General features: G+C 72.4%; 18 protein-coding genes. 8 read left to right on the plus strand and 10 right to left on the minus strand.

Annotation, left to right across the window (positions count from 1 at the left end):
* Positions 1-22: 22 nt before the first annotated feature.
* On the plus strand, positions 23-700 hold the full coding sequence (locus ACZ4SW_RS23800) for a maleylpyruvate isomerase family mycothiol-dependent enzyme (RefSeq protein ID WP_468248727.1): 678 nt from the start codon (positions 23-25) through the stop codon (positions 698-700).
* Here the strand turns inward: ACZ4SW_RS23800 and ACZ4SW_RS23805 are convergent.
* Positions 697-5,313, minus strand: a complete 4,617-nt coding sequence (locus tag ACZ4SW_RS23805; protein ID WP_468248733.1) for an HD domain-containing protein — start codon at positions 5,311-5,313, stop codon at positions 697-699. The genes ACZ4SW_RS23800 and ACZ4SW_RS23805 overlap by 4 nt on opposite strands.
* A gap of 289 nt (positions 5,314-5,602) precedes the next feature.
* On the opposite strand from ACZ4SW_RS23805, the gene ACZ4SW_RS23810 reads away from it, so the two are divergent.
* Positions 5,603-6,292 carry a copper homeostasis protein CutC gene (locus tag ACZ4SW_RS23810; RefSeq protein WP_468248738.1) on the plus strand — a complete coding sequence of 230 codons (690 nt, stop codon included), beginning with the start codon at positions 5,603-5,605 and terminating at the stop codon, positions 6,290-6,292.
* 14 nt (positions 6,293-6,306) lie between these two features.
* Here the strand turns inward: ACZ4SW_RS23810 and ACZ4SW_RS23815 are convergent, their stop codons facing one another.
* From ACZ4SW_RS23815 to ACZ4SW_RS23835, 5 genes are all read right to left on the minus strand, one after another.
* Entirely contained in the window at positions 6,307-6,972 is a 666-nt protein-coding gene (locus tag ACZ4SW_RS23815) for a response regulator (protein WP_468248743.1), read from the minus strand.
* A 3-nt stretch (positions 6,973-6,975) separates the two neighbouring features.
* Positions 6,976-8,193 (minus strand): sensor histidine kinase, encoded by a 1,218-nt coding sequence (locus ACZ4SW_RS23820; protein ID WP_468248748.1) that lies wholly within the window; start codon positions 8,191-8,193, stop codon positions 6,976-6,978.
* Between the two features lie 52 nt (positions 8,194-8,245).
* Entirely contained in the window at positions 8,246-9,061 is an 816-nt protein-coding gene (locus tag ACZ4SW_RS23825) for an ABC transporter permease (RefSeq protein WP_468248753.1), read from the minus strand.
* Entirely contained in the window at positions 9,058-10,002 is a 945-nt protein-coding gene (locus tag ACZ4SW_RS23830) for an ABC transporter ATP-binding protein (protein ID WP_468248758.1), read from the minus strand. The genes ACZ4SW_RS23825 and ACZ4SW_RS23830 overlap by 4 nt, the downstream gene beginning before the upstream one ends.
* Before the next feature lie 178 nt (positions 10,003-10,180).
* Complete coding sequence (locus tag ACZ4SW_RS23835; protein ID WP_468248764.1) at positions 10,181-11,377, minus strand: MFS transporter; 1,197 nt, start codon at positions 11,375-11,377, stop codon at positions 10,181-10,183.
* A 92-nt stretch (positions 11,378-11,469) separates the two neighbouring features.
* Between ACZ4SW_RS23835 and ACZ4SW_RS23840 the strand changes: the two genes are divergently transcribed.
* Both ACZ4SW_RS23840 and ACZ4SW_RS23845 read left to right on the plus strand, forming a co-directional pair.
* Positions 11,470-11,829, plus strand: coding sequence for an ArsR/SmtB family transcription factor (locus ACZ4SW_RS23840; protein ID WP_468248768.1), 360 nt, complete (start codon positions 11,470-11,472; stop codon positions 11,827-11,829).
* A gap of 242 nt (positions 11,830-12,071) precedes the next feature.
* The gene (locus ACZ4SW_RS23845) at positions 12,072-15,407 is read left to right on the plus strand and encodes a choice-of-anchor D domain-containing protein (protein WP_468248772.1); all 3,336 of its coding nucleotides are present in this window, start codon (positions 12,072-12,074) and stop codon (positions 15,405-15,407) included.
* 64 nt (positions 15,408-15,471) lie between these two features.
* On the opposite strand, the gene ACZ4SW_RS23850 is transcribed toward ACZ4SW_RS23845, so the two are convergent.
* Positions 15,472-17,436 (minus strand): HelD family protein, encoded by a 1,965-nt coding sequence (locus ACZ4SW_RS23850; RefSeq protein WP_468248905.1) that lies wholly within the window; start codon positions 17,434-17,436, stop codon positions 15,472-15,474.
* A gap of 464 nt (positions 17,437-17,900) precedes the next feature.
* Here ACZ4SW_RS23850 and ACZ4SW_RS23855 point away from each other — a divergent pair, with 464 nt between their 5' ends.
* Positions 17,901-18,089, plus strand: a complete 189-nt coding sequence (locus ACZ4SW_RS23855) for a hypothetical protein (protein WP_468248776.1) — start codon at positions 17,901-17,903, stop codon at positions 18,087-18,089.
* A 13-nt stretch (positions 18,090-18,102) separates the two neighbouring features.
* Here ACZ4SW_RS23855 and ACZ4SW_RS23860 read toward each other — a convergent pair whose 3' ends face one another.
* Both ACZ4SW_RS23860 and ACZ4SW_RS23865 read right to left on the minus strand, forming a co-directional pair.
* Positions 18,103-19,749: a DNA repair helicase XPB gene (locus ACZ4SW_RS23860; protein ID WP_468248780.1), complete on the minus strand. Its 1,647-nt coding sequence runs from the start codon at positions 19,747-19,749 to the stop codon at positions 18,103-18,105.
* Positions 19,750-19,836: 87 nt separating this feature from the next.
* On the minus strand, positions 19,837-22,416 hold the full coding sequence (locus ACZ4SW_RS23865) for a helicase-associated domain-containing protein (protein ID WP_468248784.1): 2,580 nt from the start codon (positions 22,414-22,416) through the stop codon (positions 19,837-19,839).
* Positions 22,417-22,752: 336 nt separating this feature from the next.
* Between ACZ4SW_RS23865 and ACZ4SW_RS23870 the strand changes: the two genes are divergently transcribed.
* Entirely contained in the window at positions 22,753-23,682 is a 930-nt protein-coding gene (locus ACZ4SW_RS23870) for an HAAS signaling domain-containing protein (RefSeq protein ID WP_468248789.1), read from the plus strand.
* 37 nt (positions 23,683-23,719) lie between these two features.
* Entirely contained in the window at positions 23,720-24,337 is a 618-nt protein-coding gene (locus ACZ4SW_RS23875) for an HAD family hydrolase (RefSeq protein ID WP_468248793.1), read from the plus strand.
* A gap of 7 nt (positions 24,338-24,344) precedes the next feature.
* Here ACZ4SW_RS23875 and ACZ4SW_RS23880 read toward each other — a convergent pair whose 3' ends face one another.
* Positions 24,345-24,599, minus strand: coding sequence for a hypothetical protein (locus ACZ4SW_RS23880; RefSeq protein ID WP_468248797.1), 255 nt, complete (start codon positions 24,597-24,599; stop codon positions 24,345-24,347).
* Positions 24,600-24,774: 175 nt separating this feature from the next.
* Here ACZ4SW_RS23880 and ACZ4SW_RS23885 point away from each other — a divergent pair, with 175 nt between their 5' ends.
* On the plus strand, positions 24,775-25,158 hold the full coding sequence (locus tag ACZ4SW_RS23885) for a cold-shock protein (protein WP_103845154.1): 384 nt from the start codon (positions 24,775-24,777) through the stop codon (positions 25,156-25,158).
* Positions 25,159-25,164: the final 6 nt, after the last annotated feature.

Here is a 25,164-nt window from a genome sequence, read left to right on the forward strand (position 1 = left end):
CGGGGCACCTAGCGTGGGGCGTATGACGACCGCAGATCTGCACGACGACGTACGAGACCCGGAACTGCCCGGTCTGCTGCTGACCGCCGAGCGCGACGCGCTGATCCCGCTGCTGCGCTCCCGCGCGGACGCGGACTTCGCGCTGCCGACCGCCGCGTGTCCGGGCTGGACCGTGCGGCATGTCCTCGCACACTGCTCGGCGGCCCTGACCCGGGTGGTGGAGAACCGTTTCGAAAAGGGCGTGTTCAGCCCCGAGTCGAACGACCGTGACATCGCCGAGCGCGCCGACTGGACCAACGCCCAGGTCGTGGACGAGCTTGAGCGCGGCATGACCGAGGCGGGCCCCGTGATCGCGAAGGCGGGCGGGGTGCTCGACAGGATCGCGCTCGGGGAGTGGGTGCACGGCGGGGACGTACGGGAGGCGTTCGGCGAGCCGGGGGCGTACGCGGGCGCCGGACTGCCGTACGCGCTCACCCTGCTCGCCCGCATCTCCCGGGAGCGGGGGCGCGTCCCGCTGCACGCGGACCTCGACGACCTCGACGAGCCGCTGCTCCTGGGCGACGCGAACGGGGAGCATCCGCCGGCCCGGTTCATCGGCGACGCCGCCACGCTGGTGCGGCTCTACTCCGGCCGGCCGCTGACGGCGGCGTCCTATGAGCTGGTCGGCGTGGAGAAAGGGGAGTTGAACCTCTTCGGCTAGGTGGTCCTGGGAAGGAACTCGGGGCTGGGCCGCCGGATCGGATCACCGAACCACCCTTCGGCCTCGTGGCGGAGGCCCAGCCCCGTTGCGGCGGCGACGACCTCGTGAAAGGGGCGGCGCGTGATCAGGGCGGCGGAGGCGATCTCGGCGAGACGGACGGTGTTTCCCGAGAGGCGGCGGCCGAGCACGGGCGGCTGGCCTTCGAAGTGACGAAGCAGGATCTGCTCGTAAGCGGGTTCCTTGTCGGTGACGGGGTCCCGGCCCAGTCTCCTGAGAGCCGCCTTGATGGTGCGCTGCGGGAACCCGGTGAGTTCTGCCGCGATGCGCACGGCCGTCGGCGTCATGGCGACTTCAGGCATCTGCCTGGCCGCATTCCTGAGTTCCTCGCGCTTGAGGCCCAATCCGATCTCGAACCCGAGGTCCTTCAGGGCCGTGACTTCTTCACTGCCGTACGGCACAGTCCTAATGCCTGGCTCGAACGTCTCCCGAATCTCCTGGTACGGAATCATCCTGGACCTACGGTGGGTGATGCCCGTGCGGGCCACTCGCCTGTGCGCGGAGACCGACGTACGCCCGGTGAGGTCGTCCGGCACGGTGAACCCCAACCGCCCCAACTCCTCGGCGACCTCGCGCGGGTCCCGCTCGGTGCGTGCGGCGGCGCACAAGAGCTGTTCTTTCGTGATCGCTGTCGGGACTTCCTGTGCGGAAGACAGTGCATGGGGGTGCAGCATGAGCGACCGGGCGAGTTCCCGGTGAGCGGGGGTGATATCCGGCCAGCGAGCCAGAATGGTGTCGAAATCCTGGGGAACCCGGAAATTCAGCTCCCTCAGGCGCCGGGCTGCCGCGGCGGGATCTCTCTGGTAGAGCAGGTGAGCCAGCGGCACAACGCTTTCGGTGGTGAGCCGTAGGGGCTGCTCAGCGGGCAGGACCTTGGTTTCGTGGGGCGGCGCAGGCTGCTGCACCGTGGTGAGGGAGATATCGGCGGCGGAACCCGTTGGCTCGTCGACCTGGTAGCCGATGCCCCGCAGCCGTTCTGCCGCGAGGGCCGGCGAAACGCCCAGGTGATGGGCGGCTTCGGTGACCTCATCCGCCAGCACGGGCCGGTGTGCGGGGCGCCATGGGAACAGGCTTCCGAGCGCGCGGACGACCTGTTCCTGCAACTCGTCCCTGTTGTACGCGGGCCATGCCCTGAAGGGGGTGCGAGGGTTCCGTTGCAACTTGTCGCGCAGGACGGTGTCGGCCTCCTCGAGCAGTCTCTCCCAGTCTTCGACGGTGTACGCCGCATGTGCACTGAGCAATCTCATGTCCGACGGCAGAGCGGCGGATTCCCAGGGCTGGGCCGGCAGGCCGAGCAGGGCGCGCAGCCGCCAGCGGACCACGGGCTCGGGCATGAGCAGGACCAGCAGGCCGGCCACTTGGTCGTGGTGCGTGGGCGTTCCGGTGAACCTGCCGGTAGCAGCCGGAAGCAGCAGCAGGTCGGGCGGGAACAGGCCGAGGCGTTCGGCGTCCAGCGTCCAGCCGCCGGAGGACCAGACCATGCCCGCGGAGGCCGCCCGGGCTGTGGCGGCCTCGGCCAGGACCGGGTCCTCCCGGTACAGACGGCACAGCCATGGCGGAGAGATGATGTCCGGGTGTTCGACCAAAGCGTCGAGGGCGGCCATACAGCGCTCGTGCACCAGATCCTCGTCGTAGGAGAGGATCTTCTTGCGGTCCACGGAGAGCGTCGCCTGTTCGGATCCGTGGAGATCGACCGCCCGACCGAACAGTTGCCGGTCGGCGGCGATACCGTCCACCAGGACAGCACCGCTGTCACTCGTCCACCAGACGTCGTGCGGGGGTGCGGCATGGGCCACGCGCGGGAGCGGCAGCGGCGCGTCCTGCTTCTGGGTCTCCGGGAGCGGGACGCCGGCCAGGTGCGTGGACCAGAGATAGGGCGTGGGCTCGCTGGAGACCTCCCAGTCGGACTGCGGCCGGTCATCGGGGTCCCCCGCCGGCGCCCGCCCGGGAAGCCCCGTGGCCGCCAGCACTCCGGGCTGCCGCACCCATAGTTCCGCCCCATCCGGCGCGGTGACCCGGAAGGGCGAGACCCACAGGTACTTGCCCAGCTCGTCTGCGCTCGACGGCACTCCCCGCTCGGGCGCGGAGATGAGCCGCACTCTGGTACCCGCGTCGGCGCCGGGCCCCTCGTCCTCGACCCGGAACAGGTTGCCCGGCCCCGCGATGGTCACCTTGAGCAGGCGCCCGGGACGTCCGTCCCGGTCCAGGCGGCAGGTCCACACCATGAGTTCGTCGGCGATCATGAAATAGCTGAGCACGCCGAGCCCGAAGCGGCTCACCGGGTGCAGTTCCACCGGTGGATCGAGTGCCGCCCACAACACGCCCTCCTCCAGATACTCGGGGAGGTCCACGAAACGGGCACCGCCCTGGGAGAAGGAGCGGCTGAGTTCCGTGACGCCCATGCCGATGCCGTTGTCCTCGCACTCCAGGTACGGGCGGCCGCGTTCGTCCGTGCCCTGCCGGAAGGTGACCTCGCCCTGCCACTCGGGCAGCCGCACCCCCGTGCGGCGCAGGTACGCGGTGCGTGCGGCGCGGTAGCGCAGGGCGTCCAGCCCGTTCTGATAGAGCTCCCGCACCGCCAGCGCACGGTCGCCGTACAGTTGTTCGCCCATCAGGAGTTCCTGTACCCGGTCGTCCGCGAGACGGAAGCGGATACCGGTGCTCAGGTTGGGCGGGGTGGCGCCACTGGGCTTGACGTGCTGCGCGTTCGCGTACGCGGGCAGGCCGCTGAGCGGGGCGAGTGAACTGCCCTTCGCCGCCGCCGAGTGGTTGATGTCGCGCAGCAGTGCGTCGACGGACTCGACGTGCTGCTTCAACGCCAACTCCACGGCCGGGTGCTGGCACAGCGCGCTCAGGGAGCGCCCGGTGCCCGAGGCCTGCCAGTGGGACTGACGGATGGTGGTGCGCAGGGCATCGAGCGAGACACTGTCGGAGATGCCGAGGTGTTCCACCAGCACCTCGGGCAGGTCGGCCGGGTCGATGGCGAGCGCGTGTGCGGCCTTGAGCAGGGTGGAGACCAGGCGTTCGCGCACCGTGTGTTCGTGGGCGGTGCTGGGTGCGACCTCGTGCTCTTCGGCGAGCTCGGTCGTTCGCGTGGTACCGGGGACGGCGGCGGGGGCGATGCGCTGTTCCTTGAGGTAGCGCAGCAGCCGCGCGGAGGAGAGCTCGCGGCGTATCCATGAGTAGGAGGCGGGCAGTTCGTCGGCCCAGGTCTCCTTTTCGTCACCGCCGCTGCCGTCGTCCGGGGGGTCGGGCGCGTAGGTTTCGGGCTGCTGGGCCAGCCAGCGGTGGTAGCCCCACCAGTTGATGTCCCGTAGCGCGTCGGCCTGCGCTTGTTTGAGGTTCCGCAGGCGGCGGCCGATGCGTGGGAAAAGCTTCAGAAAGGTGCCGAGTTCGTCTGCCGACAGCCTCCGCCCGGCCGCCTGCCGGGCCCAATGGGCCTGTGCTGCGAAGGGCAGCACCGCGAGCAGCGCCGCCTCGGTGGGGGACAGGGACGTGTCCGCCATGCGCTGTACCAGGAAGCCGACGCGTTCGGTCGTACGCTCGGCGAGTGTCGGGTCGTACCAGGGGTCGTCCGCCAGGGCGCGCTCCGCTGTGGTGCACGAACGGGCGAGTTCGGCCGCGAGTCGACGGCAGGCCTCCTTGAGCTGGGCGACATCGTCCGTCTGGTCCGGTGCCGTCAGCTTCCAGGCCAGATGGGTCGTGATCCGCTCGGTCCAGACCCGCTCGGTGACCTGGAGCCGGGACGACGGCAGCTCCGCGGGCGGGAAGACGGTGAACTCCGCCTCGTGCTGCTCGGTGAGCACCCGCACACGCTGGGCCGGCTTCGGCTTGCCGTACGCCGCGTGCAGTGCGTCGATGCGCTGCTGGGCCGCGGCCCGGAAGCCGTCCAGCGCCGAGAAGTCCTCGGAGACCGGGAGGTGCCCGCCGAGCAGGTCGGAGACGGCGCGCGAGAACAGGCTGAACGACTCCCCCGGCTCGGTGCCCACGTCGTGGCCCGGGTGCGGTGCATCGTTCGGCCGGACGAAACGGGCGTACTGCCCTTGCGAGCACGCGTATACGTAGGCGACCTTGCGGCGCAGCGCGGCGGCGGCCTTCCGGCTGCCCCAGGCGGCGGTGGTGGCCTTGGTGTCGCGTTGGATGCCCTCCCGGCACGCGTCGATCAGGAAGATCACCTGCTCGGCCGGGCACTCCTCGAGCTCTTCCGCCCAGCCGATCTCGACACAGCCCTTCGCGAAGGTGAAAAGCTCCGGCTGGATGTCTTCGGGGACCAGGTAGTCCCGGCCGTTGTAGTGCACCCCGTGGCCGCTGAGGACGATGACGAGCCGGTCGCCGGGCCGGGCGGCGCCGAGGAAACGGGTCACCTCGCCGTTGATCTCATTGGGAGTGGCATACGGGAACTGCGCGACGTTGGCCTGGTGGAACCCGCGTCTGACGAAAGCGGCGGCCATCCGTTCCAGGTCGTCCGGCACGAACGGCAGCGGCTCGATGCCCGGGGTCCCGTAGTTGGATGCGCCGATCAGCAGCGCCTTGTAACGCGCCTCGCTCTCCACCACCTGACGGCGCTCCTTCAGGAGGGCCTCGTGACAACGAGCGTGAGTCCAGGTGTTCCTCGTACCCCAGTCATGCCCTGTCCCCCTTCGGCGCATCAGGTGTTTCAACTCTATTCGGCCCGGGGCGTTCCGGGGTGATGGTCCTGATAGTTGCGCCGGGGGGGGGAGAGGGTGATCGGCGGACGGGGCCCCGGGCCTCGCGCGGGGTGGCATATTGGACTAGACCTGTGATGTCCTAGTGCCGTGAACGCGCAGGGCAGCGATCTTTGGTCGCCTGACGAAGTGGGGTCTCATGAGCGAGCGTGCAGTCCTTGAGGTGATCGCCCTGGACGCCGAGGACGCGGTCGCCGCCCAGGCCGGAGGTGCGGACCGCCTCGAGGTGGTCGCCGACATGGCCTCCGACGGGCTCACCCCGCCGGTGGCGGCCTTCGCCGGGATCCGCGCCGCCGTCGACATCTCGCTGCGCGTGATGCTCCGCCTCGGGGACGGGTTCGCGGCCGGTGACGTCGAGGCGCTCGTGCGGGCGGCGCGGGAGCTGCGTGCGGCCGGTGCCGAGGAGTTCGTGCTCGGCTTCCTCGGCGAGGACGGCGGGCCCGACCTCCAGGCCGTGGAGCGGCTGGCCGGGGAGCTGGACGGCTGCCGCTGGACCTTCCACCGCGCGATCGACCGCGCGGCCGACCGCGACGCCCTGCGCAAGCAGCTCGCCGAGGCGCCCGGCCTGGACACCTACCTCACGGCGGGCTCGCCGGACGGCGTGGACGACGGCCTGCCCACCCTCGTCGCCGAGGCCGCCCGGCGCGGCGAGCCCGGCTACACCCAGCGCCTCATGGCCGGCGGCGGCCTCCGTCTGGACCACGTCCCGCGGCTGCGCACGGCGGGCGTCGACGCCTTCCACATCGGCGCGGCGGCCCGCACGGGCGGCTGGACGACACCGGTGTCGGCGGAGGCGGTCAACGTCTGGCGCACGGCGCTCGACGCCTGACCGCCGCGGCGGGCTCACCCGGGCCGGACGAGCCGGGTCTCGTAGGCGAACACTACGGCCTGCACGCGGTCACGCAGTCCCAGCTTGACCAGGATGCGGCTCAGGTGGGTCTTGACCGTCGCCTCCGCCAGGTTCAGGGCCTCGGCGATCTCCGCGTTGGACAACCCGCGCCCCACCTGGGTCAGCACCTCGCGCTCCCGGGCCGTGATCCGGGCCAGACGCTCGTCCTCACGGGTGCCCGCGGACGGGGAGGGGAGCCGGTGGGCGAAGTTCTCCAGCAGGAGCCGGGTGATCCGCGGCGCCACGACCGCGTCACCCGCGGCCACGCAGCGGATCGCCGCCAGCAGCTCGTGCGGCAGCGCGTTCTTCAGCAGGAAGCCGGACGCGCCCGCGCGCAGCCCGGCGAAGGCGTACTCGTCCAGGTCGAAGGTGGTCAGGATCAGCACCTTCGCCTCGGGGCACTGCGCCACGATGCGTTCCGTGGCCTCGATGCCGTCCACGCCGGGCATGCGGACGTCCATCAGGACCACGTCCGGTCGCAGCGCGTGGGTCATGCGCACGGCCTCGGCGCCGTCGCCGGCCTCGCCGACCGCCTCCATGTCGGCCTGGGCCTCCAGCACCATGGAGAACGCCATCCGCAGCAACGGCTCGTCGTCGACGAGGAGAACTCTGATCGTCATGGCTCACGCTTCGTTCTCGGACAGGTCCAGCACCGCACGGACACGCCAGCCGCCCACGGACCGCGGCCCCGCCTCGAACTCGCCGTCGTACGCCGCGGCACGCTCCCGCATCCCGTGCAGCCCCTGTCCGCCGGATGCGACCGGGACCTGCACCACGGGGCCGTCGTCGGTGACCTGCACCGTGATCCGCCGTGGAGCACAGCACACCCGGACGTCGGCCCGGGTGCCCGGCGGGGTGTGCTTCAGGGTGTTGGTGAGCGCCTCCTGAACCAGGCGGTACACGGTGAGCTGCGCGGGGACCGGCACGTGCGCGGGGTCGCCGGTGACATCCAGCAGCGTGGGCAGCCCGGCCGCGCGGACCTGGTCGGCCAGCGGCTCCAACTGCGCGATGCCGGGCATGGGGTGGCGCAGCGCGTCGGGTTCGTCGGCACGCAGCACGCCCAGGAAGCGCCGCATGTCGGTGATCGCCTGGCGTCCCGTCGTGGACACCTGCCGCATCGCCGCGGTCGCCCGCTCCGGCGAGTGCTCCTGCGCGAAGGCGGCGCCGTCGGCGAGTGCCACCATCACCGACAGGTTGTGCGTGACGATGTCGTGCATCTCCCGGGCGATCCGGGTGCGTTCGCCGGCGACCGCGAGCTGTGCCTGCTGGTCCCGTTCACGCTCCAGTCGGACGGCCCGTTCCTCGAGGAACGCCAGATGCGCGCGGCGGTTGCGCATGTTCATGCCGATCACCGCCGCCGCCACCACCATCGCGGACAGGGCGACGAACGACTCGACGGCGCGGTCCTCCGGTGCCCACCGCGCGGACGCGAGCAGCGCCCCGCCCTCCAGCACCCCGATGGCGAGCCAGGTGCGCTGCCGCGGGGCGTACGCCGCCACCGTGTACAGCGCGATCAGCAGCGAGACGTCCGCGGGGGTGCGCAGATCGGCGCACCACTGGACGAAGGCGACCGAGGACATGACCAGGAACACCGTGAGCGGCGCCCGTCGCCGCCACACCAGTGGGAGCGCCAGCAGCCCGGTGACCAGCAGGACCGGCCCCATCAGGGGGCGGAGAGCGCGGTGCGCCGCTCCGGTCTGCGCCAGGAAGACCGCCGCCGCGAACAGCGCGTCGACGGCCCCTGGGGACAGGCGTGCCCGCAGACGCAGCCGGGGGCGCCCCACGAGGGCGCGCCACGACCGGGCCCGTAGCCGTAGGGCCTGAGGTGGTGCGGACGTCATCGAGGTATCCGGAAGCCGTCCGCCGGGAGGAGGGCGCCCGGGTCGGCGGGCATCAGGCATCCCGTCGTTTGAGCGCCACCGCCGCCCCGGCCAGCGCCACCAGCGCGTACAGGCAGAACACCGCGAACCCGGTCCATGGCGCCAGCGTATGCGGCTCCTGGTGGATGTGGAGGAGGCCCTGCCCCGCCGTGCTCGGCAGGTACTTGTTGATCGCGTCGAACCACGACGACGGCAGCGCCTCCGCCAGTACCGGCAGCACCAGCAGCACACCGAACAGGGTGGCGATCGCGCCCGCCGTGTTGCGGATCAGCGCGCCGAGCGCCACGCCGATCAGACCCACGCCCGTCAGATACAGACCGGCCCCGAGCACCGCGCGCAGCACGCCCGGGGCGCTGAGCGAGGTCCCCAGATGGTGGCTCGAGAGCGCGGCCTGTCCGACCAGGAAGGCGACGAGCGAGGCGACCGTCATCAGCACCCACGCCACGGCCGCGTACACCAGGGCCTTGGCCCACAGCACGGGGAGGCGGCGCGGCACCGCGGACAGCGAGGCGCGGATCATGCCGGTGGCGTACTCGCCGCTGATCACCAGCACGCCCAGGACGCCGACGGCGAGCTGGGCCAGGAAGAAGCCGCGCAGGCTGACCAGCGTCGGGTCGAAGTTCATCCGCTCGTCGGCCGGCAGATGGGACCAGCGGTCGGCAGTGAAGTAGCTGAACAGATAGCCCAGGCCGATCATCGCCACGACCGCGGCGAGCAGCGTGAACAGCGTCGACCTGAGCGACCGCAGCTTGATCCACTCTGAGTGGATCACCCGTAGCTGCGTGACCTCGCCCCGCTCCGCCTCCGGAATCACCGATGCCGTCGTCATGCCGCACGCCCTTCCCCGCCAGCGCCCACGAGCTGCGCCGCCGGTGCCTGGTACTCCACGGCGTCCCGGGTCAGCTCCATGAACGCCTCCTCCAACGACGCCTGCTGCGGCGTCAGTTCGGCCAGCGCGACACCGTGGTCGGCCGCGATCCGCCCGATCCGCTCGCTGGTCAGCCCGGTCACCAGCAGCACACCCGGCTCGTCCGAGGCGATGGTGACGTCCGGGCCGGCGAGCAGCCCGCGCAGCTTCTCCGCGTCGTCGGTGCGCACCCGCACCAGGTCCCCGGCGGCCTGCGCGGTGAACTCCGCCACCGACGTGTCGGCGATCAGCCGGCCACGGCCGATGACGATCAGGTGCTCGGCGGTCAGTGCCATCTCCGACATCAGGTGCGAGGAGACGAGGACCGTGCGTCCTTCGGCGGCGAGTCCCTTGAGCAGGTTGCGGATCCAGAGGATGCCCTCGGGGTCCAGCCCGTTGACCGGCTCGTCGAGGATCACGGTCGCCGGGTCGCCCAGCAGTGCGCTGGCGATGCCCAGCCGCTGCCCCATGCCCAGCGAGAAGCCGCCGACCCGCTTCTTCGCCACCGCGCGCAGCCCGACCAGGTCGATCACCTCGTTCACCCTCCGGGCGGAGATCCCGTGGGTCGCGGCGAGCGCCAGCAGGTGGTTGTAGGCGGTGCGGCCGGTGTGGATGGCGCGCGCCTCCAGCATCGCCCCCACCTCGTGCAGCGGCGCCCGGTGCTCCGCGTAGCTCTTGCCGTTGACGACCGCCCGGCCCGAGGTGGGCGCGTCCAGCCCGAGGAGCATCCGCATCGTGGTGGACTTGCCCGCCCCGTTCGGTCCGAGGAACCCGGTGACGACGCCGGGACGTACGGTGAAGCTGAGATCCGCCACGGCGACGCGTTCACCGTAGCGTTTGGTGAGGGAATGGGCCTCGATCATGGAGTGTCCTCGGGGAGTCCTTGCAGGGGAACCGGATTCGTACTCGGCCGGACCCGCTCCACGCTAGAAGTGGCCCTCACCCGGATCGACACCCCACAGACCGACCTTCCGGGCGCCCCGTGTGCACCCACGGGCTGAACGACGTACACCCGGCGATGTACGCGGCCCATCCCGCATGTCACCGGTGCACCCCGGCCGCGTACTCGTCCGGTGCCGACCGTCCCCCGGTGCTCTCCGGCACCCGGGGCCGCGTCGTCAGCGCCGCCACCGCCGTCGCGAGCGCCATCAGCCCGGCGCCCACGCACAGGAACCAGCGGTCGCCGAGCAGGGTGATCGCCAGGCTGCCGGTGCCGCCCGCCGCCGCCATGCCCAGGTACAGGGCGCTGCTGTTGAGGGAGACGAGGACGGGTGTGTTGGCCGGGTCGAGGGACGCGAGGCGGGCGATCAGTGCGACCGCGATCGACCAGCCGGTCAGCGGGGTGAGCGCGGAGGCCGCCAGCGCGGTCGGCATGGTGCGCAGGGTCCAGGGCTGGGCGGCCGCGATCACCAGGTAGGCCGCGCAGGCGGAGAGGATCACCGCGCGCGGCCCCCACCGGTCGACCAGCCGCCCGCCCAGTTGTGATCCACCGACCGCCGCGATCCCGGACACCAGGAGCAGCAGCGTCAGCCGGTCCTGGTCGCCGCCGGTCGCCGGGCGGGTGGCCAGCGTGTAGTAGATGTACGTCGTCTGGAAGGCGAGGAAGACCAGGAACGTGGTCAGGGCCGCGCCGAGGACGCGCGGGTTGCCGAGCGGGGCGAGCCGGTCGCGCAGGCTCAACCCGCTGGTCGGCTGCGGGAGTTCGCGCAGCAGCAGGGTCAGTCCGGTGAAGGCGGCGGCGCCGAGCCCGGTCACCAGCCACATCGTCAGCCGCCAGTCCGTCCGCCCGATCCAGGTGCCGAGCGGCACACCGAGCGCGGTGGCGACGGTCAGTCCGCCCATCACGACGGCGATCGCCCGCCCGCGCCGCTCCGGCGGCACGAGCGAGGTGGCCACGGCGTTGGCGGTGGGCGTGTAGAGGGCGGCTCCGACGGCGGCCAGTACCCGGGTGACCAGCAGGATCCCGTACGAAGGGGCCAGTGCGGTCAGGGCGTTGGCGAGGGTGAAGACGGCGAGCGCGGTGAGCAGGGCGCGGCGCCGGGGCCACCGGGCGGTGGCGGTGGCGAGCACGGGTGCCAGTACCCCGTACGACAGGGCGAAGACGGTCACCACCTGTCCGGCGACCGTGAGGGAGACGTCCAGGTCACGGGAGATGAGCGGCAGGATGCCGGCCATCACCATGCCGTCCGTTCCGACGGCGAAGGTACCCAGGGCGAGCAGGAGCAGACGTAGGCGCACGGGTCCCCCAGAGTGCGTGCGGCGCGACAGCGCAACGGTTTGACGTTGGTCAAACAATAAAGTCTGTTGGATGATTGTCAAACAATCTGAGGGTGGGAGGATCCGTGGCCGAGGAAGAGGGAGAGTGGCTGCCCCAGCCCGATGTGGACGACATCGAGCTGGTCAAGGTGCTGCACGCACTCGGCGATCCGGTGCGGTTGTGGCTGCTGAAGGTGTACTCGACCGGTCGGCAGTTCAGCTGTGCGCCCGACGCGCTCGGCCTCCCGCATCTGCACAAGTCGACCGTCTCGCACCATCTGAAGATCATGCGTGAGGCCGGGCTCACCTCCACCCGCGCAGTCGGACGCAACCGCTATGTGCAACTTCGCCGCGCGGACCTGGACGCGAGGTTCCCCGGCCTCCTGGACGCCGTGCTCGGTTCGCTGTCCTACCCGGACGCGCCCGGCAAATGATCAGCGGGTGGGAGGAGCCGCACGCCTTCTTCTGAGGCTTCGGCGCGTCGACTGCGCGCGGGGGCGTGCGGCGGAACCGTGTCCATCAGGTGCGCAACCGTACACATTGTGGGGGTTGTGTGATTGGATGCGCGGGCTGTGCCCTGCGCTGCGGCGTCCTACGCGACCGAGGAGACCGCCGCGGCCGGGCGGGATGGCGGTGGGGGCCGCCGAGGTGGGGACTCTGGGGGGTTTCCTTGGCGATGTCACAAGGCGATGCGGTGGCGGGCGCCACCACGGACGCACACAGACGCAGACACACCCGGCGGCGCGGCCTGGCGCTCGCCGTAACGGCCGCGGTGACCGCGGTCCTGACCGGGCTGGGCGTCTCACCGGCGCGGGCGAGCGAGACGACGGCCTCGGTGGACACCCTGCGGACCGGCTGGGACCGGAGTGAACCGAACCTCGGCCCGTCCGACGTGCGCTCCTCTTCCTTCGGGCAGCTCTGGACGGCTCCCGCCCAGCTCGACGGGCAGATATACGCCCAGCCGATCGTCGTCGGCGGCACCGTGGTCGCGGTCACCGAGAACAACAAGGCCTACGGCCTCGACCGCGCCACGGGAGCCGTGCTGTGGCAGCGCAGCTTCGGGCCCGCATGGCCCGCGTCCACCCTGAACTGCGGCGACCTCGTGCCGACCATCGGCAGCACCGCGACGCCGGTGTACGACCCGGCCAGTGGCGCGGTCTATCTGACCACCAAGGTCGACGACGGTCCCACCCACCTGAGCCCGCACTGGTACATGCACGCGCTCGACCCGGTCACCGGGGCGGAGAAGTCCGGCTTCCCCGTGACGATCCAGGGCACCCCGTCCAACGACCCCACGCAGTCCTTCCTGCCCGCCTACCAGATGCAGCGTCCGGGCCTGCTGCTGCTCGACGGGGTGGTGTACGCGGCGTTCGGCGGACACTGCGACGCCAAGCCGTACCGCGGCTACGTGGTCGGCGTCAGCACCACCAACGCCTCGGTGACCTCGATGTGGGCGACGGAGACCGGCGCCAGCAACAGCGGGGCCGGCATCTGGCAGTCCGGCGGGGGACTCGTCTCGGACGGTCCCGGCCGGATCTTCCTCGCCACCGGCAACGGCGTCAGCCCGGCGCCCGGCCCCGGCAGCGCCCCGCCCGGCACTCTCGCGGAGTCCGTGGTCCGGCTGCAGGTGCAGGCCGACCGGAGCCTGAAGGCCGCCGACTTCTTCAGCCCGTCCAACGCGCCGACCCTGGACCAGCAGGACAAGGACCTCGCCTCGGGCGGGCCGGTCGGCCTGCCGGACGGCTTCGGTACCGCCTCCCACCCGCATCTGATGGTGCAGCAGGGCAAGGACGGCCGGGTCTTCCTGCTGGACCGCGACGACCTCGGCGGGAGGTCCCAGGGCGCCGGCGGGACCGACGACGTCGTGGGCATCACCGGGCCGCTCAAGGGCCAGTGGGGCCACCCCGCGGTCTGGGGCGGTGACGGCGGTTACGTCTACCTCGTCGGCAACGGCGGCTCGCTGGTGGCGCTGCACCGCGGTGTGACGGGCTCGGGCGACCCCGCACTGACCGTCGCCGGGTCCAGCCAGGACTCCTTCCCGTACACCAGCGGATCGCCCGTGGTGACCTCCGACGGAACACGCTCGGGCAGCGCCCTGGTCTGGGTGGTCTGGTCGGGCGGGTCGACCGGCGTCAACGCGCAACTGCGCGCGTACAACGCGGTTCCCGACGCGAACGGCGTCCTGCCGCTGGTCTGGTCCGCGCCGATCGGCACCGCGCCGAAGTTCGTCACCCCGGCCACGGACGGCGGGCAGGTCTTCGTCGGCACCCGGGACGGCAAGGTCTACGCCTTCGGCAACCCGGTGGGCAGCCCGCTCAAGGGCGGCCCGGTCGAATTCGGGCTCGTGCCGGTGGGCGGCTCGGCGAGCGCCGACGTCGTCCTGACGGAGAACCAGGACCCGTCCCGCTCACTCGGCATCAAGGGCGTCACCGTCGACGGCCCGTTCACCGCGGACACCTCGTCGCTGCCGCCGACGGTCCCGGCGGGCGGGCAGCTCTCGATACCCGTCTCCTTCAAGCCCACCGCGGTCCTGGGCGCGAGCGGAACGCTCACCGTGACCACCGACGCCGGCAGTTTCGCCCTGAGCCTGCACGGCGTCGGCACCAAGCCCGGTCTGGCCGCGTTCCCGGGCACGGTGTCCTTCGACAACCAGCCGACGGGGACCAGGGCCACCGCGAACGTCCAGTTGACGAACACGGGCACCGACCCCGAGACCATCACCTCCGTCACCCCGCCCGACGGACCGTTCACGGCCGCCAACCTGCCGAGCGCCGACCCGGCGAACCCGACGGTGATCCCGGCCCAGAGCTCGATCGTCCTGGAGGTCGGGTACGCGCCCACGGCCACCGGCCAGGACTCCTCGTCGATCACACTGAACAGCACCAGCGGCCCGCTCACCATCCCGGTCGAGGGCGACGCGATCAGCGGCCAGGGCCACCTGGTGTTCAATCCGGCGACCCTCTCGTTCGGCGCGGTGGTCCGCGGCACGTCGAGCACACGGACCTTCACCATCACCAACACCGGGAACATCCCGGTCACCGTCACCAAGGCCAAGGCGCCGGCAGGCGTGTTCAGCAGCGCCGACCCGCTCCCCGAGGGCCTGGTCATCGGCCCCGAGCAGAGTGTCCGGCAGACGGTCACCTTCGCCCCGACCGCGAGCGGCAGCCAGTCGGCCACGTACGAGGTCACCGGCGACGCCGGGCAGGGCGCACAGCTTGAGCCCCTCACCGGCACCGGTGTGCCGCCGGCGTCGGAGCTGGGCTCCGTGCTGGCACGGGACTCCTTGGGCACCCTGTGGTTCTACCGCGGCACCGGTGTGCCCTCCGGGGCGCTGGCCGCCCGGACCGCCATCGGAACCGGCTGGAACACCTACAACATCGTCACCAGCGTCAGCGGTGAGACCGCGGACGGCAACGGAACCGTCGTCGGCCGTGACGGCAAGGGCACGCTCTGGTTCTACCAGGGCACCGGCAACCCCAAGGCGCCCTTCGCGCCCCGCAAGCAGGTCGGCCCCGGCTGGAACATCTTCGACTCCATCGTCGGCGCCCGTGACGTGACCGGGGACGGCAGGGCCGATCTCGTCGCCCGGGACGGCAAGGGCGGCCTGTGGCTGTACCGGGGCACCGGCAACGCCTCGGCGCCGTTCCTGGCCCGCGTCTCCATCGGTTACGGCTGGAACATCTACAACTCCATCGTCGCCACCGGTGACGTGACCGGGGACGGCAGGGCGGACCTCGTCGCCCGGGACGGCAAGGGCGGCCTGTGGCTGTACCGGGGCACCGGCAACGCCTCGGCGCCGTTCCTGGCCCGAGTCTCCATCGGTTACGGCTGGAACATCTACAGCTCCGTCGTCGGCACCGCCGACCTGACCGGGGACGGCAGGGCGGATCTCGTCGCCCGGGACGGCAAGGGCGGCCTGTGGCTGTACCGGGGCACCGGCAACGCCTCGGCGCCGTTCCTGGCCCGTACGTCCATCGGCTACGGCTGGAACATCTACAACTCGCTCACCTGACCGAGGGCGAAGGCGCGGCACCGCGTGGGGCCGCGCCCGCCCCCAAGGTCCGTGGTGGCGGCACCTAGCCGAGTTGCGGCGGCAGCGGTGCCGCATGCGTGACGACGAGACCCGAGACCGCTCGGGTCAGGGCCACGTACAGGCGGCGCAGGCCCGTGCGTTCGTCCGGTTCGCCGTCGACGACGGCCTGCGGCTCGTCGAGGACCACGTAGTCGTACTCCAGACCCTTGGCGAGCGAGGCCGGGACCAGGGTCAGGCGGGTCTCCCGGGTGGTCTCCTCACCGGGGGACAGGTACGACAGGCCCGCCGCCGTCAGGGCCTCGGCCAGTGCGGGGACACGGGCGTCGGCGGCGATCAGACCCGTCGAGCCCTCGTTGCGGAGCAACTCCGCGCACGCGGCGACCACTTCGGCGTCCCGGGTGATCGGGCGCACCTCGAAGAAGCCCGGGTTCTCCCGCACGGACGCGACCGGCGTCAGGCCCGGTGCGATGTGCGGCAGCAGCCGGGAGGCGTACGTGATCACGTCCGTCGGCACGCGGAAACCGGCCGTCAGCTCCTCGATCACCGCCTCCGGCTTCCCGAGGTGGGCCAGCGCCTCCCGCCAACTCCGTGTCGCCCACGGCGTGGTGCCCTGCGCCAGGTCGCCCAGCACGGTCGCCGAACCGGTCGTGCAGCGCCGGCCGACCGCCCGGTACTGCATCGGGGACAGGTCCTGCGCCTCGTCCAGCACCACATGCCCGAGCGAGTGCGTGCGCTGCACCAGGTCGGTGGCCTCGTCGATCAGCACGGCGTCCGCGGGCGACCACTTGGCGGACTTCACCGACTTCACCGGCTTCGCCCAGAGGATCTCCTTCTGCTCGTCCGCGTCGAGGACCCCGGCCGCGTGCTCGGCGAGGAAGTCGGCGTCGGTCAGCAGGCGCAGCACCAGCTTGGCGGGTTCCACCGGCGGCCAGATCGCCTTGACGGCCGCCTTCACCGCGGCGTTGCGGGCGACGGCGTCCTGCACCCGGTCGTCCGGTGCCTCGCCCGAGCGCTCCATCTGGACGAGGACGGCGTGCGCGATCCGCTGCGGCAGGGCGTCGCGGGCGGCGCCGTACCGGATGTCCCGGTCCAGCAACTCCCGCACGATCTCCTCCAGTTCGTACGCCGGCACCCGCCAGCGCCGCGAACCCCGCACCACCACGACGGGCTCGGTGGGCATCGTCACGTGCGAGCGAACGGCCCTGCGCAGCACCTCCGCCATACGTGCATCGCCCTTGATCACGGCGGCGGCCGCGGTGTCCGTGCCGCGCACCTCGACGTGCGCGACCAGGTCGTCGACCGTCGCCTGTCTGACCTCCAGCTCGCCGAGTGCGGGCAGCACCTGCTCGATGTAGTGCAGGAAGGACTTGTTGGGGCCGATGACGAGGGTGCCGGTGCGGGCCAGGCGCTCGCGGTGGGCGTAGAGGAGATAGGCGACGCGGTGCAGGCCGACGGCGGTCTTTCCGGTGCCGGGGCCGCCCTGGACGCACACGGTCCCGGACAGTCCGGCCCGTACGATCTCGTCCTGCTCCGGCTGGATGGTGGCCACGATGTCGCGCATCGGGCCGACGCGCGGGCGCTCGATCTCCTGCTGGAGCAGCTTGCTCGCGGTGGCGGCCTCGGCGGGGTCGGAGAGGTGCTCGTCCTCGTACGCGGTCAGGTCCCCGCCGGTGTAGCCGAAGCGGCGGCGCAGCCCGATGTCCATCGGGTCCTTCTTGGACGCCCGGTAGAACGGCTGGGACACGGGGGCGCGCCAGTCGATGACCATCGGGTCGCCGTCGGCGTCGTGCACGTGCCGGCGCCCGATGTAGAAGCGCTCTCCCTCTGCCCCCTCCGCCTGGTCGGCGCCGGGGGCGTGCAGGTAGTCGAGGCGGCCGAAGAACAGCGGGGTGTGGCTGAGGTCGGCGAGGGCCTTGATGCGTTCCTCGATCTGGTGGGCGAGGACCTCCGCGTTGACCCAGTTCGCGGTGACGTCGCGGATGTCGAGGCTCTCCACGTCCTCGCGCATGGCCCGCAGGGCGGCCCGGGAGGCGGCGAGGTGGGCCTGCTCGCGGGAGAGGGGGTCGGTGTCGTTGTCGGACGGGGTGGTCGGGGTGGACACGGAAAGGTGCCTCCGGGGCGTGGCAAGGAGCCGGGCGGTACGCGGGCGCGTCCGCGCGCGTACCCGCGGCCGGCTGCTGCGGTGACGGGTGGCGGTTCTGCCGTCCGGTTTCCGTCCGGACGGCGGCTCTCCGTGAAGGGAGGCGGGCAAGAGAGGGGATTCTAGGTGACGACCGGATACGACGGCCAACGGTTTTTCCCGCCGTGCCGCCGCCTCGGGGGTGCCGGTCTCGGGGATGCCGGCCCGGGTGCCCTAGGGGGCGGTGTCCGCCCCGGGTACGACGCGGGGGCGACTTCAGGGGGAGGAGAGGGCCGGGCAGGTTACGTCCCCGGTCCGACGCCATTCGGGTGGCGCGGTTCCACCATGGAGACATGAGCGCAGCAACCTTCACCCCCTCCCGGCACGGCCCGCCGTCCGGTGCGACGGCCCTCCAAGGCGACCACCACCGTCATCGCCTCGCCGACGCCCTGCGCGCCGTCAAGGTGTTCCTCGGCGCAGCGGTGGACGTCGTCCTGCTCGGCGAGTACGGCGAGGAGGCCGGCCTCCGCCGCCGCCCCTAGTCACCCGTCCCTCTCAGCTCTCCGCGGCCAGGATCTCGTCCGCGTCCACGATCCGGTACGCGTAGCCCTGTTCCGCCAGGAAGCGCTGGCGGTGGGCCGCGAAGTCCTGGTCGATCGTGTCCCGGGCGACCACCGAGTAGAAGTGGGCCTGGTGACCGTCGGCCTTGGGACGCAGCACCCGGCCGAGCCGCTGCGCCTCCTCCTGCCGCGACCCGAACGTCCCCGACACCTGGATGGCGACGGTCGCCTCCGGCAGGTCGATGGAGAAGTTCGCGACCTTGGAGACGACGAGGACGCTGATCTCGCCCTGGCGGAAGGCGTCGAAGAGCTTCTCGCGCTGCGCGTTGGACGTCTCGCCCTTGATCACGGGCGCGCCGAGGTGCTCACCCAGCTCGTCGAGCTGGTCGATGTACTGCCCGATGACCAGGATCTGCTGCCCGGCGAACCGTCTGACCAGCGCCTCGGTCACCTTCCGCTTGGTGTCGGTGGTCGCGCAGTAGCGGTACTTCTCCTCCTGCTCGGCGGTGGCGTAGGCGAGCCGCTCGGAGTCGGTGAGGTTCACCCGCACCTCCACGCAGTCGGCGGGCGCGATGTACCCCTGGGCCTCGATCTCCTTCCACGGCGCGTCGAACCGCTTGGGCCCGATCAGGGAGAACACGTCCGACTCGCGCCCGTCCTCCCGCACCAGGGTCGCCGTCAGCCCGAGCCGCCGCCGCGCCTGCAGGTCGGCCGTGAACTTGAAGACGGGCGCGGGCAGCAGGTGCACCTCGTCGTAGACGATCAGTCCCCAGTCCCGGGAGTCGAACAGCTCCAGGTGCGGGTAGATGCCCTTCCGCTTGGTGGTGAGGACCTGGTAGGTGGCGATGGTGACCGGCCGGATCTCCTTCCGCGTCCCCGAGTACTCGCCGATCTCGTGCTCGGTGAGCGAGGTCCGCTTCACCAGCTCGTGCTTCCACTGGCGGGCGGAGACGGTGTTGGTGACGAGGATCAGCGTGGTCGCCTTGGCCTGCGCCATCGATCCGGCGCCGACCAGGGTCTTCCCGGCGCCGCAGGGCAGGACGACGACACCGCTGCCGCCGTGCCAGAAGTTCTCCACGGCCTGCTTCTGGTAGGGCCGCAGGGCCCAGCCGTCCTCGCGCAGCTCGATGGGGTGCGCCTCGCCGTCCACGTACCCGGCGAGGTCCTCGGCGGGCCAGCCCAGCTTGAGCAGCACCTGCTTGATCTGCCCGCGCTCGGAGGGGTGCACGGCGACGGTGTCGTCGTCGATCCGGGCCCCCACCAGCGGAATGATCCGCTTCGAGCGCAGCACCTCCTCCAGGACGGGCCGGTCGGTGGTGGTCAGGACCAGCCCGTGGGCGGGGTGCTTGCTGAGGGTGAGCCGCCCGTACCGGTCCATGGTGTCGGCGATGTCGACGAGCAGCGCGTGCGGCACCGGATAGCGGCTGTACTGCACGAGCGCGTCCACGACCTGCTCGGCGTCGTGCCCGGCGGCCCGCGCGTTCCACAGGCCGAGCGGGGTCACCCGGTAGGTGTGGATGTGCTCGGGCGCCCGTTCCAGCTCGGCGAACGGCGCGATGGCCCGACGGCAGTCGTCGGCCTGCTCGTGCTCGACCTCGAGGAGCAGGGTCTTGTCGGACTGGACGATCAGCGGACCATTCACGCGCGCACCCTTTCACTACGGCCATACGCGGCGGCCAAACGTCCAGTGTGCCTCATGGGCGGGCGATCAAGGCCGGCCCGCGGACGGTCACTCCTGGTCGTCCGCGAGTTCCGCGACCCCGGTGACCCGGTGCAGCGGATAGGTGCGGACCTCGTCCGCCGTGTGGTCGTACGCCGTCACGAAGCCGCCCTCCACGCGGATGGGGGTGATGACGCGCTGGGTGGCGGCGCCCTCGGCGTTGACGTAGCCGATCCACAGGGACTCACCGGTGAGGACGGCGGCCTGCATGGTGGCGAGGGTCTCGGCGGAGGTGGTGCGCGGCAGGTCGCCGCCGGTGGCGGGGGCGCCGGTGGGTTTGCGGGGGGCCGTGGAGGCCAGGTCGCCGGCGCGGATGGCGCGCAGGGCGGCCGTGAGGAGGGTGGCGTCGGGGGCCGGCGGGCCGTCCGGGACCGGCTCGGGCGGGGTGCGGGGCGGGGTGCGGTGGGCGTGCGCGCGGGTGATCAGGACGTCGCCCTCGGCGGACTCGGCGGCCGGGGCCAGACCCATCGCCCGCAACCCCTCCAGGAGGGTCGCCGGGTCGCTCTGCGCGGCCAGGACGGTCGGGGCCAGTCGGCGCAGGCGCAGCGCGGCCGAGCGCCTGTCGGCCAGGATCTCGTTGAGCAGGGCGTCGTCGTCGCAGCGCACGTACGCCGAGGCCGCGCCGACGCGCAGGTGACCGTGTTTCCGCGCGACGTCGTCGATCAGGTACGTCAGCGGCTGCGGGACCGGGGTGCGGGAGTGGGCGGCGAGGAAGGCGTGCAGGTCGGACGCGGTGCGGCCGGCGTCGAGGGCGCGGCGGACGGAGGCGGGCGTGAAGCGGTAGACGGTCGCGCCGCCCTTCGACTCCACCTCCGCGAGCACGCCGAGCACGTCGGCCAGCGGGCGCTGCAGCGGGCCGGGGGCCACCGCCGTGAGGTCCGCCTGGAGCAGGACGTGGTCCAGGGGTTCGGGCAGCAGCGGGGCGAGCAGGCGGGCTGCGCGGGAGGCGGCCGCGGCCTGCTCGGCGGGGGTGAGCGGGGCGCGGGGGACGGGCGGCCGGTGGTGCTGGTGGTGGACGGGGAGCTTGTCGCCGGGGCCGGTCGCGGCGGCCTCGACGGCGGGGGCGTGACCGGCGGGCTCCCCGATCAGGGCGCGGCCGTGGGCGGACAGGGCGCCGCGGCCGGTGACGCCGAGGAGTTCGGCCTCGGACAGGGTCCACTGGGCGAGGCGGGTGCGCAGGTCGTCGGCCGGGGGCTGGGTGCCGCGAGGGGGGTGCTCCCAGTGGAGCCGGGCCAGGAGCGACTCGGGGGTGGCGGAGGCGCCTTGCGGCAGACCGGCGAGCAGGGTCAGCACACGGTGGCGGACCTCGGGCGCGGCGGAGCGGTCGAGACCGGGCCCGAGCGCGGACAGGGCGCGGTCCTTGGCGTCCCGTCCGCCGACGAGCCCGGGGGTGCGTGTGGCGGCCAGCCAGGCGGTGGCGAGCCGGATCCACCGCTCGGCGGCGGGACGCTCCAGCCACTCGTCGTACGCCGGGGTCGCCGCGTACCGCTCGTCGGCCTCCCCGTCGGAGGCCAGCAGGCCCGCCGCGTAGGCGAGTTCGACCCAGAAGGCGGCGACGGGCTCGGGCACGTCGAGGGCGACGGCGGTCCGCTTCAGATCACGCACACTGAGCCCGCCGGCCCGCAGCACGGCCGGCCCGCCCTCGTCCCAGTCCTTCAGCAGCTCCTCGACGGTGGCGAGCGCCGTGTACGCCTGACCGGCCGCGGTGGCGTCCACAACCTGTGGACTGTGCGTGGCGGCGGGCTCCACGGCGGGCGGCAGCGGCTCGGGGCGGCGGTGCGCCCGCCCGGACCGCAGGTGCAGGGCGACCTCGCGGGGGAGGACGACCGTGCCGGGTGCGGTGGGCAGCAGCAGGCCGCGGTCGAGGAGCCAGCGCAGACGCGGGGCGGGGTCCGCGGTGACCTGCCCGTACGGCGGCCCCCACACCAGCCGGCCCAGCACCTCGAGGGACTCGGCGGGGGCCGTGGCGAGGAGCGCGGCCATGCGGGTGCGGTCGCTGAAGAGGCCGGTGAGCGAGGCCACGGCGGACACGGCGTCGTGGGTCGTCGGCAGCCCGGCGGTCGTGAGGATCTCCTGGATCCGGCCCGGCGACATGCCGGAGGTGGCCTCGGCGACGGTGGGGCCGAGGCCGGTGGGGGAGGGGTGCTGCGGGGAGGGGGCGAGCAGCTCGCGGGCGGTGCGGACGAGGTGGAGCCGGTCGTCGGTGCCCCACACCAGGGCCTGGTCGCGCAGGGTGGCGAGGGCGTGGGGGACGGCCTCGGCGACCACGGGATCCTCCTCGGCGCCGCCGTCACCGGCCATCAGCCGCAGCAGTTCGCCGTACGACGCCGGGTCCGGGGCCACGGCGAGCGCCTCCGCCGTCTGCTGGGCGAACCGGTCGAGACGCTCCAGCGCGCGGACGACGCTGGCGCGGGTGGCGGCGCGGGTGGCGAGCTGGGTGAGGTCGGTGGGGACCGGGGTGACGAGGTCCGGGCGGGCGCGGAGGAGGGCGGCCAGGGAGGCGTCGTCCCGGGCACGCAGGGACTCGGCCAGCGAACGGGGCACACCCGTACCGCTGCCTTCCTTACCTGAGCGCTCCTCGGCCGTCATCCGGTCAACGTTAGCGGGTGGGGCCGCGCCGACGCGTGCCCCGGCGGGGCAGCCGCCGAGAGTTGTCGCCCCCGCCGCCCCTGCCACCACCCCGTCCTCCAGGGGCTCCGCCCCTGGAACCCCGGCGGGGACTGCGTCCCCCTGTGATGAGCTGGGTGCAGCGCCCCTGTAAGGGGCGCGGGGAACTGCGCGATCAGCCACGTGCGGCTCGCACTCGCGCACCCGCGCAAGCCCCCACCCGGCCGAAGCCCGACCGGGGCTCGGGGCGCGGCTCCCGGAGGGCGGTTCCCCCGGGTACGGTACGGGGGAGATGCGGCGCCACCCCGGAGGGGCTTCGTGGGGATTGAGAGCGATCAGCTCGTCTTCGACTATCTGAGCCGGGTCGGAGACGTGGCCCAGCAGCAGCAGTTGCCGTCGGCCGCCCGCATGCGCCTCGTGGCCGAGTTGCGCGAGGAGATCGACCGGCGCCGCGCGAAGGCCGCCGTCGACAGCCCGGCCGCCGTCCGCCGCATCCTCGCCCGTCTCGGCACCCCGGACGAGATCGTCGCCGCCGCGTCCGCCGCCGGGACCCCGGCCGACACCCCCGACCCCGCTCCCGCCTCCGTCCCCCTCCAGCGCGCCAACGGCTCCAAGCGCCTGCGCCGCGCCGTGCCCCCGCCCCGCCCCGCCGAGGGACCCTCACCGCCCCACCTGGCCGGCGCGCACGAACTGGGTGACGGTGCCGCCCGCCCCGACTGGTGGCGGGTGGACAGCGGAATCGTGGACAGCGTCCCCGGGTTCGTAGGCGGCGTGGAGATCCCGGAGCTGCTCAAGCCCCCGCCCGGCGACACCCCGGAACCGCAGACCGCCCGCCCCGAGCCGGACCCGGTCGAGCAGGCCCCCGCCGTGGCGGAGACCGCCGCCCCCCGTCGCCGGCTCCCCCGCCTCACCGCCCGGCGCAACCCCCTGCTGCTCCTCGCCGCCCTGCTCCTGGTCGCCGGCGCCGTGCTCGGCAACTGGATCGCCCTCGGGCTCGGCTGGCTCATCGCCTGGGCGTCCCGCCGGCTCACCCCCACCGAGTCCAAGTGGGCGGTCATGGGCATGCCCGGTTTGGCGGCGGCCGCCGGCATCGTCTGGCTGTGGGGCCGCACGGACGGTCGCTGGGGCACCCCCATCGCCCAGGGCCACATGAACGACGCGCTCGCCCAGACCTGGCCGTGGGTCGTCCGCGGCGCCGCCGTCGCCTCGGCGCTGTTCCTGGTCTGGCGTTCACAACGTGAGAGGTGACGACGCCGCCCGGCACGTCACTGGGACAATCGCCCATATGACTTCGCGCGCCCTCACCGTCGGCTTCGACCTCGACATGACGCTGATCGACTCCCGGCCCGGCATCCACGCCTGCTACCAGGCACTTTCCGCGCGGACCGGGACGTACATCGACGCCGACCTGGCGGTGACCCGGCTCGGGCCGCCGCTCGCGGAGGAGCTCGTGAACTGGTTCCCGCCGGAGCGGATCGACGCCGTGGCCGACCTCTACCGCGAGATGTACCCCACCATCGCCATCGCCGCGACGCCCGCCCTGCCCGGCGCGCGCGAGGCGATCGAGGCCGTACGGTCGGCCGGCGGCCGCGCGATCGTCGTCACCGCCAAGTACGAGCCCAACGCCAAGCTGCACCTGGAGCACCTCGGCATCGACCCCGACGCGGTGATCGGCGACCTGTGGGCCGAGCGCAAGGCGGAGGCCCTGCTCGACCACGGCGCGGCGGTCTACGTCGGCGATCACACGGGGGACGTGCGCGGCGCCCGTACGGCGGGGGCCCACTCCGTCGCCGTCGCCACGGGACCCTGCGACGCCGACGAGCTGCGGGCGGCGGGCGCGGACGTCGTCCTCGCCGACCTCACGGAGTTCCCGGCCTGGCTCGCGACGTACAGGGGCCGGTAGCGAACCGCTACCGCCGCTCCAGCCGGCGCGCCTGCCGTCGCCCCTGAGCGATCGACTGGAGCACCCCGGCCCCGGCCATCAGGAAGCCCACGGCCATGAGCATGCACAGGCCGTACATGTACGTTGGGAAAGGCTTCGTCCCCAGCAGCAACGGGGCCACGGTGACCAAAGTGGACACGGCCCCGAGGAAGAACACGATGGCACCGGCACGGATCAGCCGGTCACCGGCCGCGGCGGAATTCGCTTGGGTTTTGTCACGCACTGGACCAGGGTAGTTCCCACCGCGAGGAACCACTCGGCGACGTCTTGTCACCGGCCCCCGGACCATTAGCCTTGGTACCGGCGGGTCCACGCGGCCCGCTGCAGTGCTCTCCAGAGCAGTTTTCCGAAAAACTTTGCAGACGCAGTTTCCGACGAGTACGAGGACGAGGACAGACGTGCCTACCGGCAAGGTCAAGTGGTTCAACAGTGAGAAGGGCTTCGGCTTTCTCTCCCGCGACGACGGCGGCGACGTCTTCGTCCATTCCTCGGTTCTCCCCGCCGGAGTGGATTCCCTGAAGCCGGGACAGCGAGTGGAGTTCGGTGTGGTCGCCGGTCAGCGCGGCGACCAGGCGCTGTCCGTCACCCTTCTGGAGCCGACCCCCTCGGTCGCGGCCGCCCAGCGCAAGAAGCCGGACGAACTGGCGTCCATCGTCCAGGACCTGACGACCCTGCTGGAGAACATCACCCCGATGCTCGAGAAGGGCCGCTATCCCGACAAGGCCTCCGGGAAGAAGATCGCGGGCCTGCTGCGCGCGGTCGCCGACCAACTGGACGTCTGACCACGC

The organism is Streptomyces sp. NPDC028331 (assembly GCF_055565775.1).

Excerpts from the sequence above, each read along its gene's own strand:
- ACZ4SW_RS23800 (WP_468248727.1), top strand. The coding sequence starts at position 23 with ATGACGACCGCAGATCTGCACGACGACGTACGAGACCCGGAACTGCCC.
- ACZ4SW_RS23825 (WP_468248753.1), bottom strand. The coding sequence starts at position 9,061 with ATGACGACGGCATCGGTGATTCCGGAGGCGGAGCGGGGCGAGGTCACG.
- ACZ4SW_RS23830 (WP_468248758.1), bottom strand. The coding sequence starts at position 10,002 with ATGATCGAGGCCCATTCCCTCACCAAACGCTACGGTGAACGCGTCGCC.
- ACZ4SW_RS23850 (WP_468248905.1), bottom strand. The coding sequence starts at position 17,436 with ATGCGCGAGGACGTGGAGAGCCTCGACATCCGCGACGTCACCGCGAAC.
- ACZ4SW_RS23845 (WP_468248772.1), top strand. The coding sequence starts at position 12,072 with ATGTCACAAGGCGATGCGGTGGCGGGCGCCACCACGGACGCACACAGA.
- ACZ4SW_RS23875 (WP_468248793.1), top strand. The coding sequence starts at position 23,720 with ATGACTTCGCGCGCCCTCACCGTCGGCTTCGACCTCGACATGACGCTG.
- ACZ4SW_RS23820 (WP_468248748.1), bottom strand. The coding sequence starts at position 8,193 with ATGACGTCCGCACCACCTCAGGCCCTACGGCTACGGGCCCGGTCGTGG.
- ACZ4SW_RS23855 (WP_468248776.1), top strand. The coding sequence starts at position 17,901 with ATGAGCGCAGCAACCTTCACCCCCTCCCGGCACGGCCCGCCGTCCGGT.
- ACZ4SW_RS23865 (WP_468248784.1), bottom strand. The coding sequence starts at position 22,416 with ATGACGGCCGAGGAGCGCTCAGGTAAGGAAGGCAGCGGTACGGGTGTG.
- ACZ4SW_RS23815 (WP_468248743.1), bottom strand. The coding sequence starts at position 6,972 with ATGACGATCAGAGTTCTCCTCGTCGACGACGAGCCGTTGCTGCGGATG.
- ACZ4SW_RS23810 (WP_468248738.1), top strand. The coding sequence starts at position 5,603 with ATGAGCGAGCGTGCAGTCCTTGAGGTGATCGCCCTGGACGCCGAGGAC.